Origin of the sequence: Psychrobacter sp. PP-21 (assembly GCF_033790785.1) — a bacterium.
In the GTDB taxonomy this organism is placed as follows: Bacteria; Pseudomonadota; Gammaproteobacteria; order Pseudomonadales; family Moraxellaceae; genus Psychrobacter.
Genome location: NZ_JAMYEB010000001.1, coordinates 211,152 through 224,705 on the forward strand (window position 1 = coordinate 211,152; position 13,554 = coordinate 224,705).

Annotated in this window: 9 protein-coding genes; 2 read left to right on the top strand and 7 right to left on the bottom strand. The window is 44.8% G+C overall.

Annotation, left to right across the window (positions count from 1 at the left end):
* Window positions 1-124: 124 nt before the first annotated feature.
* Window positions 125-3,022 carry an LPS-assembly protein LptD gene (gene lptD, locus NJD71_RS00975; RefSeq protein ID WP_319050060.1) on the bottom strand — a complete coding sequence of 966 codons (2,898 nt, stop codon included), beginning with the start codon at window positions 3,020-3,022 and terminating at the stop codon, window positions 125-127.
* Between the two features lie 386 nt (window positions 3,023-3,408).
* On the opposite strand from lptD, the gene NJD71_RS00980 reads away from it, so the two are divergent.
* A complete protein-coding gene (locus NJD71_RS00980; protein WP_319050061.1) occupies window positions 3,409-4,524 on the top strand; it encodes an aminoglycoside phosphotransferase family protein in 1,116 nt (371 codons plus the stop codon).
* A gap of 96 nt (window positions 4,525-4,620) precedes the next feature.
* Complete coding sequence (murU, locus tag NJD71_RS00985; RefSeq protein WP_319050062.1) at window positions 4,621-5,367, top strand: N-acetylmuramate alpha-1-phosphate uridylyltransferase MurU; 747 nt, start codon at window positions 4,621-4,623, stop codon at window positions 5,365-5,367.
* 111 nt (window positions 5,368-5,478) lie between these two features.
* On the opposite strand, the gene NJD71_RS13980 is transcribed toward murU, so the two are convergent.
* From NJD71_RS13980 to coq7, 6 genes are all read right to left on the bottom strand, one after another.
* Complete coding sequence (locus tag NJD71_RS13980) at window positions 5,479-5,595, bottom strand: DUF2474 domain-containing protein (protein ID WP_423725573.1); 117 nt, start codon at window positions 5,593-5,595, stop codon at window positions 5,479-5,481.
* Window positions 5,596-5,690: 95 nt separating this feature from the next.
* The gene (gene cydB, locus NJD71_RS00990; protein ID WP_319050063.1) at window positions 5,691-6,707 is read right to left on the bottom strand and encodes a cytochrome d ubiquinol oxidase subunit II; all 1,017 of its coding nucleotides are present in this window, start codon (window positions 6,705-6,707) and stop codon (window positions 5,691-5,693) included.
* Window positions 6,707-8,203 (bottom strand): cytochrome ubiquinol oxidase subunit I, encoded by a 1,497-nt coding sequence (locus NJD71_RS00995; RefSeq protein WP_442967625.1) that lies wholly within the window; start codon window positions 8,201-8,203, stop codon window positions 6,707-6,709. Before NJD71_RS00995 ends, cydB begins: the two co-directional genes overlap by 1 nt.
* Before the next feature lie 452 nt (window positions 8,204-8,655).
* Window positions 8,656-11,127: an esterase/lipase family protein gene (locus NJD71_RS01000; protein WP_319050064.1), complete on the bottom strand. Its 2,472-nt coding sequence runs from the start codon at window positions 11,125-11,127 to the stop codon at window positions 8,656-8,658.
* 323 nt (window positions 11,128-11,450) lie between these two features.
* Entirely contained in the window at window positions 11,451-12,632 is a 1,182-nt protein-coding gene (locus NJD71_RS01005; RefSeq protein ID WP_319050065.1) for a tetratricopeptide repeat protein, read from the bottom strand.
* Between the two features lie 220 nt (window positions 12,633-12,852).
* A complete protein-coding gene (gene coq7, locus NJD71_RS01010) occupies window positions 12,853-13,491 on the bottom strand; it encodes a 2-polyprenyl-3-methyl-6-methoxy-1,4-benzoquinone monooxygenase (protein ID WP_319050419.1) in 639 nt (212 codons plus the stop codon).
* Between the last annotated feature and the right edge of the window lie 63 nt (window positions 13,492-13,554).

Genomic DNA, 13,554 nt, shown 5'->3' on the forward strand with positions numbered 1-13,554 from the left:
AGTTGGTCAACGCTATCCAATACTGTTAATAATCGATTATTCGACAGCGTTGACCATAATAGGGGTTCAAGTAATGTCTTACAAATATTCGTCTAAATAATAGGTCACACTAGCAAAAAGTGTATTAGTCTTTCCATGCTGTCTGAACAGGTTCAAAGCCCAACACTTTGTCAGCGAGCAATCGTGTCAAGCGGCTGCTGCCACTACCAAGACCATTTAACCGTATCTCTGCCATAACTGCTTCTGTTGGTTCGTCTTTCACATTTAGGTCATTATAGTAACGACGACCATAAACTGCAAAACCAAAGCAACAATCTTCGTAATCAACGCCGATAAGTGAATCGAGCATCTTATTACTATTATAATCATATTGACCTTGAGCCAATATCCGCCAGCTATTATTGATAGGGAAAACAGCAGAGGCCGTAAAAGCAGACAATGGCAACTGATCCGTATTTTCGTCGCGCTGACGTTTAACATAGCCCACATTGAATAAGCTATTGTCTGAGGGTTGATAGCGTAGCTCAGTCGTAATATAGTTCAAATCATAGTCGTTAGTCAGCGCACCGCTGACATCAACCCAAAAATTATTGTAAGGTTGCGTACTGGTATCCCATACCATGCCCGAAGACGAGGAGTTGAAAACTCGTTGCTCATCATCAAGCGTTACACGTCCATCATCTATATAGAACTGTTCTGCAATGCTACCATCAAAACGTGTCACACCCGTTGCATCGATGTAACGATAATTGACGCCAGGCGTAATAGAATGCAAATCCTGCAAGCGATCATGCCCTAAGAACCAACTGTCCGAAAATAGCTGCTCATAGTTTATAGAGGCAATACGAGTATTAAAGTTAGGGATGTCATTTTGATTCTTGTACGGCGAGTACGTGTATTTGACTCGTGGGCTGAGCAAGCGGTAGCCACCCATAGTGTCATCAAAAGCACCAAAAGGTGAGCCTGCTTGATAGAAGTTCAGCGCCGCATCAATACTGGCTTGTGGCACGAATACGGACTGGCTACCATCTTCCTCACTAATATCATTATCTGCTAAGCTGTCCTCATCATATGAGGTGTAGAGATGTTGCAAGCTTAGCTTCGGTCTAATATAGCCCCAAGATCTCTCCATCGGGTAAACAGCACTCAGTTTGTTATAGATACGTGCGCCGCTCTTCTCATCTTCAGAACCATCGTCGATAGACTTTTTGAAGTAGGCAGAATCATGTACACCAGTGATGTCAAAGTTCTTTGCCCACGGTAGTCTATAGTCAAGCTTGAGCTGTGGTAGGCGTGAATAGGGCTTGTCCTTGTCTTCTAACGCCTCACCATCATCGGTAAAGGCATCTAGTGTCTGAAAAGTTTCAACCTTTAGCTCACCATCGACGTAATCATTATAATAGTTAACCCGAGCACGGCGTGGTAGGTTAATGGTGTTATCTGATAAACCTAAATTATCAAAATCGTCAAGATAGTCTGAATCCGAAACGTAGCTATATTTGGCATCCGCACTCAAGCGTGGAATATCTTTAGATGTCCAATAGTGATCATAAAATAAGCTTTTACGATCTTCATCATTGAATTCTTTGTCGTTAGGCAAGTAAGAGCCGCTAACGATCCCTTCACCATAATTTTCGGTCAAGTAGCGAAACTCGCCTGACAACATAGGGTTGCGGTTGGTATATATTTGAGTATTGAGCGTGGCGTCGTAATTGGGTGCTAGATTAAAATAATAAGGCACATCAAGCTCTACACCGCTCTCACTACTCACGCTAGCGCTAGGTAACAAAAACCCGCTGCTACGTCGGCTGTCTATCGGAAAGTTAAAGTAGGGGAGATAAAATACAGGTACGTCAGCAATACGAAAGGTGGTGTCGTAAGCTTCACCGCGTCCAGTATCGGTATTTAGATCGATACTTTTTGCATCGAACTGCCATTTACGATTGGTAGGCGGACAGGTACTAAACATCACCTCGTCCAACTCGTACTCACTATCGTTGGGTTTGTTCAAGCGCTTAGCATAACCATGTGCTTGTAACTCGACACTAGCAAAGGCCACATCATTGGCCGTTGATTGTCCAGTTTCTGTATTATAGTTCAGGCTATCTGCGACTCCAATCAGACCGCCTTGCCTTGCTCTGTCATTGAGGCTCGCCTGAGAGCGGTTTGGCGTACTTTTGACTGATTTTCCAGTTGCCTGATCAGTAAACATAACCTTGCCCTGTGCAGCGGCAACGCCGTTACTCAAGTCAATAACGACTTTTTCTGCTTCAATGTGCTGGGTGCCTTGATCGACTTTGACATTGCCTGACAGTTCAGCGTAATTAATATTATTGTAATAACCATAGTCTGACTCTGTAAACAGGGGCGCTTGGTTATTCGGTACGCTATCTACATCAGCAATAGGTTGTCCATTTGCAGCACCAGCTTCATTCACAGCACGCTGGTAATTAGGGTTACTCTTTGGATAGACCCATTGCCCTTCACAGCGCTGCGCGCTATCTACCGCACTTGGAAGTAGCCGCAAATCTTTACCGACTTTTGGAATGGTTTTGGCTGCTGGTGCTAGGGTGCTTCGGGTATCCTCTGATTCGACGATCGTTACCTCATCGACATTATTTAAGGCAGAAGTGTCTGTTTCTGGTGTGAGCTCATAAAATTCTGCCAAACGCGTGAGGCTGGCTTGAATGCTCTCATCACTAGTATCGAGCTGTTGGTTATCTGTTACTGTGCGGTTAGGTGTAATAGTCGTGCTGGCCCGTGTGTCATTGATTTTTGGAGCACTGTCCACTGTATCTACGGGTTGTAAAGATGACGTATCATCGGCTTCATTAATTGCTGTGATGCTTAGCTCTGAGTCAACGTCTGAGTCGTCAGAGGCGTAGCTGCTCGCACTGCTCATTGATGGCTCAGTTGACTGGGTGTCAGCATCGTTGATAGCTGCACTGACAGATAGACTAGAAAAGCCTAAGGCACCAAATAAGATCAAACGAATGCTTTGGTAAAGCGGAGAATATAACAAGGGCACACCTATGATTGCAGAGCCTATTGGATTGCGATACTGAATTGCATAGCCATACTGTTCGACAACACATCACTGTCAACAAGCGGCTAAAAGATCACTTATTGATAGCGTCGTCTCAAGAGTTTGGCTATTTACATATAATGACGACTAATCATAGTCAAAAAAAACCAAATCAGCTACACTATTTACCAAAATTTATAATATAAGCAAGCTGATTGTGAACGAGATAGAGCGTTCAGTTGAGCATCAAATACTAAGTAATATCTTTATACGTCTACTGGCGCTGATGTTGCGGCCCAGGACAGGGCTATTTTAGCAAGTATTTGCCTGACTTATCACTACTTTAATTATTTATGATTTATATTTAACCAACGACACCCATTATGACTGATAAAATGACTATAGAGCCTGACATGATCGATAACAATAACGACAATCGCCAACAACAACTAGAGCAGTGGTTACAGCAAGTATTTACAGATAAAGCTTTTAATTTGGAGAGTTTACCTGGTGATGCGAGCGCCCGTCGCTATCATCGTATTCAACTATCGGAAGTTAATGAGTCAGAAAATACGCGCTATATTGTTATGGATTCTGCTGATGAGCAAGATGCCATGCGTCAGTTTATCAATGTCGCCAAGCTCATGTCGCCTGCCATCAATGTACCGACGCTCGTCGCGCAAAATCTGGAAAAAGGATTTTTGGTACTACAAGATTTTGGTGCTACAGAATTTGCGCATCTGCTCACAGACGCAGCGCCAGCGCAAATCAACGACTATTATCAACTGGCAATGCAGACACTAGTAGCGTTGCAAACGGTACCCGTTGAGACTGCAAAATCTGGGCACCAGCTGCCAGATTATGATACAGCGCTACTGGATCGTGAGATGAACCTATTTAGCGAATGGTTTATACCTTATATCGGCGTCGATCTAAACGAGACGGTATGGGAGAATTTGAAAACCGCATTGATAAATGCAATCCTGTTGCAACCACAAGTAGTTGTCCATCGTGACTATCATAGCCGCAACCTGATGCAAGACCAAGCGGACACATTACGTTTAGGTGTGATTGATTTTCAAGATGCCGTGATCGGCTCTTACACGTATGATTTGGTGTCGCTAGTACGCGATGCCTATGTCGAATGGCCAGAGAGTCAAGTGTCTACATGGATTAACGACTTTTGGCAGTTACAACAGCAAAACTCACTCTCTACAGCAGACACTGCGTCACAGCTTGAAAACGATGTGAACGTCATGGGTGTACAGCGTCATCTAAAGGTCTTGGGTATTTTTATTCGATTATCTGAGCGTGATGGCAAAGATCGTTATCTAGCGGATATTCCCAAGGTCATGCGTGATCTAATTATTGAATTAAACTGGTTGGCTGAACAAGGAAGTGACGACATCGCGCTTGCCGTTCGACCGTTCAATCAATGGCTACAAGAGACTGTCCTGCCTGCATATCAAGACAAATTTACGTCACTTTCGCTTTCTTAGGATGAGTCGCTACAATAAACATCAGTTAAACTGATTACTTGAATAATGAGCACTTAAATAACGAGTACTCAAATAATAATATAAAAAGGAGCGTACATGTCGACATCTACGTCTAAGATTACGCAAGCAATGATTTTGGCTGCTGGCAAGGGCACACGTTTGCGTCCATTAACATTAGAGACGCCAAAGCCCTTGGTCGAGGTCGGTGGTCAGCCGCTTATTGTGTGGCACATCAAAGCATTACAGGCAGCAGGTATTACTGACATTACAATCAATGCCTCTTGGTTGGCTGACAAACTTATGGATGGCTTAGGTGATGGGTCGCAATACGGAGTCACGCTGCATTGGTCAGTAGAGGACGATGAACCGTTAGAGACGGCAGGTGGTATTTTTCAAGCATTACAGTCAGGAAAGCTGCGAGATGAGCCGTTTATTTTGGTCAACTCTGATGTTTGGACGACCTACAATTTCGCTCAGTTACAAGACTATGTGCTGAGCGCTGACCAGCGCGCGCATCTGCTACTCATTGATAACCCAGAGCACAACAATGGTGGCGATTTTGCGATCAATAATGGTCTGGCTAGTGAGCACCCGATTGGCGACGCAGACAAATATACCTTTGCAGGTATTAGTGTGATGTCACCCGCATTGGTCGAGGGATTAGTACCAGGGCAGCCTGCTGCATTAGCGCCGCTGATAAAGCAGGCGATGATTAAGTTTCAGATTACTGCTGAAGTGATTACGGATAACTGGATAGACGTGGGCACCCCTGAGCGTCTGACACAAGTAAATGACTTTGTTGAACAACATGACATGAGTAGTCACCAGGGTAGAGCAGACTAGCTAATTTAGCAAAAACCCACAAAAAAGCAGCGTTGAATTATCAATGCTGCTTTTTTGTGGGTTTCGACATTTATCTCCAACATCAATGACTCTAGTCCCAGATGCTGTTTATTAAACGCCCATAGCAAGTTTGATGAGCTGTGCAATCGTAAACACAACTAAAAACCCTGCTGTATATAGACCAATAAACCATAACCATTGAGATTGTTTTTTACTAAGCTTTTTCATATCTTTCTCCTGATTAGCGTATGAACAGTGGCTATCGATTACCAACAATAACAGCCACCGTTTCTAGCTGATCCGTTACTTACCACTATTAGCGATTAGTACATCGGATTATGATCAGATTTACCCTTGAACGTATAGTAAGCAAAAGCGGTATAGCTCAAGATAATCGGTAGCATGATAACGGCGCCAATAAGCATAAATGATAGCGAAGTATCCGCCGCCGCTGCCTCATAAATCGTCATCTGATACGGTACGATATACGGGAATAGCGCAAAACAAACACCGATATAACCCATCAAAAATAGCGCAACCGTCAATAAAAACGGACGATACTCACGTTCGGTCTTTAAGTCTTTACGCATGATAAAGAACAAAATCACAGCAATGACAGGCATAGGAGCAAGATATAGCAGCTCTGGAAAACCAAACCATCCCTCTAACGCATCAATGTCCGAAAAATACATAAACGCGGTGACAACAATCATCGCTACCACTAACGCGGTCAGCATCCAGCCTGAGACTCTACGCGCCCATACTTGTAGGGTATGTTCTGTTTTTATGATGAGCCATGTCGAGCCAAGTAAGGCATAACCAATAATCATGGCAAATCCACAAACGATGGAGAAAGGCGTAAACCAATCAAACGGACCACCAGTATAGAGACGGTTGCTGGCCTCTAGCCCTTGCACCAACGCCCCAAGCATAATGCCCTGAGAAAAGGTAGCAACGACTGAGCCTACAAAAAAGAAAGTGTCCCATACATGTCGACGCGACGATGACTTGAAGCGAAACTCAAACGCTACCCCGCGCATGATAAGACCGAAAAGCATGGCAGTCACAGGCAGGTAGAGACCTGTCATGATAATACCGTAAGCAACAGGGAATGCGGCAAATAGACCGCCTCCGCCTAACACTAACCATGTCTCGTTACCATCCCAAAAAGGGGCGATAGAATTCATCATACGACTGCGATTTTTGTCTGAGCCTGCAAATGGGAACAAAATTCCGCAGCCCAAATCAAACCCATCAAGCAGCACATAGATAAAGACAGATAAAGCAATCAATCCGCCCCAAATGAGAGGTAAGTCTAATACATCACCGAAGTTAAACATTAGCGTAATCCTCCATCATCGACATCATCTGCAGGCGCATCTAAGTCCTCTTCAGTATTTTTGGCAGGATTGCTATCGCCACTCAATGCGCGACCTTGGCTTTCTGTTACTGAGTGCTCATAGAAGTTGTCTTCAGCAGGGTCTGTATAAGGCTTAGGACCTTGAGCAATCAAGCGTAAGATATAAAAACTACCGGCACCAAAAACAAATATATAGAGCACAATGAAGCCAATGAGTGTCGTAGCCACTTGCTGCGCTGCAAGAGGAGACATACTTTCAGCAGTACGAATCACCCCATATACTGTCCAAGGCTGACGTCCTGTCTCAGTCACGAACCAACCGGACAATAGAGCAATAAAGCCAAGCGGGGTCATCATCATCCACGCACGGTGGAACCATACGCTATCAGAATTAAATTGTTGTTTCTTAAAGTATTTGTAGAGACTAAATAAGCCAACCAGTACCATAAGCATACCGATACCAACCATGATACGAAACGCCCAGAACACAATGATGACCGGTGGCTGATCTTCAGGGGCCCAGTTCTTCAGACCTTTGACTTCACCATCCAATGAATGGGTAAGAATCAAACCAGTCACATAAGGAATTTTTACTTCATATTTATTAGTCTGGTTTTCTTGATCAGGAATCGCAAACAGTCGTAGAGCAGCACCGCGCTCATCTTCCCAAATACCCTCCATTGCAGCCACTTTGGCTGGTTGATGCTCAAGCGTATTTAGACCATGCTCATCTCCAATCAACACCTGCGCTGGCGCGACAAAGATAGCCATGATCATCGCCATACCAAGCATCACGCGACCATGCTCACGATGATCTGCGTGTTTTTTGGATTGGATATAGTAAGCACCAATACCACCGATAACAAAGGCAGTCGTTAAGAATGCTGCAGTCATCATATGGGCGTAGCGGTAGGGAAACGAAGGGTTAAAAATGATCTCAAGCCAGTCGGTTGGATAAAGTAAACCGTCTGCACCCATCATAAAACCTTGAGGGGTTTGCATAAAGCTGTTGGCAGACAGGATCCAAAATCCCGAGATTAGCGTACCGATGGCGACAATGGCAGTCGAGGCAAAGTGCATGCGCTTGCTGACACGTCCCCAGCCAAATAGCATGATACCCAAAAAAGAAGCTTCTAAGAAAAATGCGGTCAATACTTCATAGGCGAGTAGTGGGCCTAAAACGTTACCTGCCTTGTCAGAGAAGACAGCCCAGTTGGTACCGAACTGGTAAGACATCACCACGCCAGATACCACACCCAGACCGAAAACGACGGCAAATATCTTGACCCAATGCTTGTAAACTTCAGCATAGATAGGATTACCAGTTCTCAACCAGCGAAATTCAAGCACTGCAAGCCAGCTGGCAAGTCCGATAGAGAAGGCAGGAAAGACAATATGAAACGAGATAACAAAAGCAAACTGAATGCGTGCGAGCATCAGCGCATCGAGCTGGTCTATCATAAATGTAGCGAACATAAACGGTTACTCTCATCTGTTAGCTGAATAGCGCTGGCTTCCGTACAACGCTCAAGTAACTGTCCGTAACTGTACATAGATCAAGGTGACAATGATTACGGGCAATGGCTTTTGGTGATACAAACGTTAGCAACATTAGGCATAAATTGTGGCTAAGCTTGCGAGTCACGGTTTAGCTGGATTGAATAATTTATGTCCCTATAAATTCATATATTACAGTCATGTGCTATAGATATATTATGCGCTTCCCTAGATAGTCACGCAACCCGAGTAGGTAGCCAGTCACGTACCTAATAGTCATTAAAATAACCTCTAATGACCCTTGAAAAATAATATTAATTTTATAAAAAACAATAGCTTAAAAATTAGCCATATCGTTTAAGAAAGCTGCTGTCCCTGTTTTTGTGTGGTGATCCACGCTACCAGATACCCATAGATAACAAAAACATACATCATTCTTGTAACTGTTTATGAAGTATTCTTCGTAACGTCAAAATAGTCTGTGGATTGGTTTGGATACTATGACCACCGCTGATAATAGTTTCAGAAGCAGCGCCATCTAAGTGCGCGCTAGTATAAGGAACGATACCATCTGACAGGCGTTCAGTCAGTGCTTGGCTAATATCATCATTGACAGTCACCGCTGCGACTGTTGGCGTAGCGGATTGATCAGACGTGTTTTCTGTCACACTGACACTAGCATTCTCGTCTTCGAGATTTTTTTCTGTTGCTTGAGATAGGTCAACTTTGACACCCTCTGGCTGTGTTTGTGCCAGCCCTTGGGTAATGTCAGCATCATTATTGGCAATAATCGAATGATAGGTCACACGGTCATTAATCGTCAGGTCTTTGGTCAGTTCAATAAAAGAGGACTTGTTGCTTAATTGACTGGCACCGTTTTGTAAATACAACGCCCCTAATGGGTTTTGCGCCAGATCGCCCTGTGTCGCAATGGTGGCTAAGTTGTCAGTGACGGTCTTCGCCAACCCAACTGGCAAATAGACAATGCGGCGCAGTGCACGCGTGAACCAGCGGTCTGCATAGTCAGTACCTCGAAAGGGTGCGGACAAAAACACAGCGGTATCGACTTGTGGCAACGACTGTAGCTCAAACCGTTTTTTGAGTTCTTTTTCACCGAAAGAGGCTTTGAGTGCATCACGAATTTGTCGTTTTTCGCTATTGGACAGCACCTCTTGGTCATCCAGTCTGTCTAAGTCATCAACCAAATCATCATCAGATAGCATCATTCTGGCAATGAGTGCTCCCATACTGTGGCTGATAATCAGACTGTTCTGACTGGCGCGGTTTTGCCCATTGGGATCCGTCTGCTCATAAGTACTATTGATTAACTGTTGAATTTGATAGCGATTTTCTAAAATAGGTAAGTTGGTTGGATAAAATATCTGCCAAACTTGGTAGTTGTCACGCAGTTTGTCGTCATTAAGAATATCGTTGGTCAGATTAACCCATGTTGCCGGGCTAGAGGCCAGACCATGCAGCATAATGATGACACGCTTATCAGGATCATAAGGCTCAAGCATAAAGAGTTTAGGCAGTCTTGCCTCCGGCTGACGCGTGATCAAGTTCAGATAGCCGACACTATCCAATTGGTTTTCTGCGAGCCACATGCCGTAGCCTGCTGAAAAGTTGGCGGCCAAGGGATAGTTATCGTTGAGGACATTGACGGTTTCGGTCTGGTAAGGGTTGTACAAATGAACGTCGAGCTGACGGCTACCCAGCACATCCAATACGCTATCACCGCTTGGTTTTATCAGGCCTGTTAGCAGTAGGTGACCTGTAGGGTAAATGCGAGTGCTTGGTTCACTCTCTGTTTTATTCTTATTATCATCGGCTAATCGACCTGATAGAGAGGACGTGAGTAACTGACGAATGGTCGTGGTATAACGATCGTCCAATGAAGCAACTAAGCTGATGCCCAAACCTGGGCGTTTACTGACAGAGTTAAGCCCAGACAGACGCAGCTCATAAGTGGAGACTAGATCTGCTAGTGCAGAGTCTTGCTTATGAGCATTTTGCAGATAGTTGTTTTCATTTGGCAAATAAATACCAAGGTTATAGCCATCTACCTGTACATTCATGACCTTGATCTGATCAACCGCTTTGCCTTGTAGCGGTGCGCGATTAGCAATGGCTGCTTGCTCGCTACTATTACGTTTAGCAGCAGGGATGGGCAGGTATTCTACCTTTGTGTCATTCATCAACTTATCTGCGTCTTCTGTCGATCGATAAAGCTGAGTGATGACATCATTGCTAGCAGCATTATAAATATCTTGGGTCTGAATATCATTGTCAGTTGGGATGCGAGTCTGTGCGTGGGCACTACTGTAACTCTTATCGGCACCCTCAAAGTCATGGGTCAAGCTGTCATAAAACAAATAGGTATAGCTGGATTTTACGGCATCAAATAGTCGTTCCTGGTAGCTATTAAGACATAGATTGGTTGCGTCTTGCTGTTTTTTCGCATCAGCGTCGCTTAAAGGCGCGTTGGCATAATAGGGGTCAATTGGCGGTCGAGCAAGGGCGTTACGACAGTTTTGTGAATCAGCGAGCTGGCGCGCTTTTGCGTAGTGCAATTCCGCAAAAATAGCCAGTGCAGGTCGGTAGTGCTTATTTAAAATACTGTCAGTAAGCTGGGTCAAACACAACTCAAATTGCTGCAAGCAGGCTTGTTCATTTAGACCTGCAGATAACAAGGCAGATGCAGTATCGCTGCTCAGCTCATTATCAGTGACAATGTTGCCGCGCTGTGCTGAGATGGTCTTAGCTGATGCTTGTCTTTCTACCGAGACGACACTACATGCTGGTAGTAGAATAGCCGCTACCAATAATACGACTGAAGTCACAAACGGCGTTTTTTTATTGGTGGGTATCATCGTATGCTTGCTAGGGCTAACAGGAGTCATAGGTCAGTCCAGTAAAAGGGTAGTTTTGAGAAGAAATCAATTAAAATACTTTTGACTATAATGAGTGTAGCGCAACTTGTGACATTAGACTATGTTATTTAAGGTGCTATGACTAAGCGGTAAGTTTCAAAACGAGAGTATTTGCCTGAATAAGCTGAGGTAACCACTAGAGCGCTATAATCATTATTGTAACAGACACAAAAAAGCGCCTTTGTTTGTATTAATGGTTATATTAATAGAACAAAGGCGCTTTTTGTTTGGAGCTATTGTATTAGGCTAGTGCTGTGGTTTACTCATTTTAGCCATAAACCTGCAGACACAATCTACGCACCGGGTTTGACATTGATGTCAGGTGCCGGAATATCCCAAATGTAGAACTTACCCTCTTCAACAAGTTTAATTTGTTGAGGGATAACCGTATTGTTAGGATATTGTCCCTCAAGGCGGCGTAAGCGTTCTAATGCATTAGCACGGCGATCACTGAGTAGGTCTGATTGCGCTAAGCTTTGTTCAGCTTCGGTATAGCCAACAGAAACCGCTTTTTCTAGATACTTTTGACCTTCCTTAAATCCGCCACCTTCTGATAGCATCATGCCATATAAGAAGTTAGCTTCGCCGCTATTTGGCTGAATTTTAATAGCACGGTCGACATACTGTCCGCCGCGTACCGTATAGTCTGAGCCTAGATCTAGATTACGTCCCATACCATTTAGTTTGGCTGCACGGAGCAAGACGTCATAAGAGGCATTTGGTGATTTGGCATATGGCTCGATCCAATCAGTCAAGACTTTGATTTTTTCGCGCGTGTAATGGCGCTGAGTGCGGTTAGGGAAGTTTGGTGGATAGTGACGAGCATTAGGCGATACATCTGCGATGAAGTCATCAAGTAAGCTGACGTCAAGTTTATCAGTACCTAGACCTGTTTGCTGTGGAATCAGTACGGTCTTAACAAAGCTCATATCTGAAAGCTGTACTCGCGGTGTTGGAATATTTGGCAACTGACCGCTACGAAGATCAATACCGGCAGCAGACATTGGACCAGGCTCATAGACGCGAGTGGTGCCGCTGATCACGGGAGCATTAGCTGGACTCATCATTTGTGATGCTGGTGGCTGAGCGGCGCTGACAGGTACACGATTTGGTTGAGTATTGCTTGATTGCATCATCTGCGCTGCCTGTGCCGTGCTCAAAGGAGTACGGTTAGGCTGAGCGTTGGTTGACGGCATCATTGGCTGAGTACCAACTGACTGAGTGCTATTAGAAGGAGTAGACTCTGTTGTACCTTGAGCGGTACTGACCGTTGCACCTGGCCTTGCCAGACGAATCACACGCTTGCTCGAGTCTACAGCACTGGGTACCGAAGCAGCTGTAGCATCAGCTTCTGCAGCATGTACAGGTGCTGATAGCATCATCGTACAGGCTGCAGCTAAGGCGGTCAAAGTTGCAAGCTTCGGTGACTTATTCGGTGACGTGGCAGCAGTATTATTGGAGTAGATAGCTTTCATAGAAATCATTACCTTGTTTAATTTATTTAGTCGTTATTTATTCATTGGTCGGTTGATCATCAGGATGTATCGTCACTACCAAATCGCACAAATTTTTAATACCCTAGCAAATTAAGCTTTACGCTATCTGTGGTAGGAATGTTAATCGCTAGTATTGGATACGCTCAACAGTACGCGCCTTACTAGTGATAAAAACAACGATGCCCTCATCTACGAATACCTACAAATGATAAGCGGTGGCTTTCATACGATTGGCCATCCAGCGCATGGTCTGGCGGACAGGTGGTGACAATGCAGCGCCGCCACTCGCTAGAGCCAATTCGCGATGATGCAGCTCCTCAATATCCATTTGTGCCAGTATCTCTCTTGAGCGCTGATCATGTTGTGGTAACTGATTAATATGGTCTTGGAGATGCTCGCTGACCTGCGCTTCTGTCTCCGCGACAAACCCCAGACTAAACTCATTTGAGATCGCCCCTGCGACTGCACCCAGCCCAAAAGACATGCCATACCAAAGCGGTGTAAAGACACTAGCATGGCTACCGAGCTCATTTAAGCGCGTTTCGCACCAGACCAAGTGATCGACTTCTTCTTCAGCAGACTCTTGCATGGCTTGTTTGACATCTGTGTCTTTGGCTGCAAACGCCTGCCCGTGGTATAGACCTTGTGCACAGACCTCACCAGTATGGTTGATACGCATCAATCCTGCGACATGACGCGCCTCAGTGATGGTCAGCTCAGGAATCTCATCACTGCTCACCGGTAACGGGCGCGCACTGGGGTTTGAGTTTGGCACGACAGCTCGTAATGCTTTGTCGACCCCAAGTAGTAATTGGTCGACTTTGGATAAGGAACGCAGGGCCATGGTTCACTCCTGATGGCGTTAAATTCTATCAATAAAATAAGACTAGTGACTGCTCTC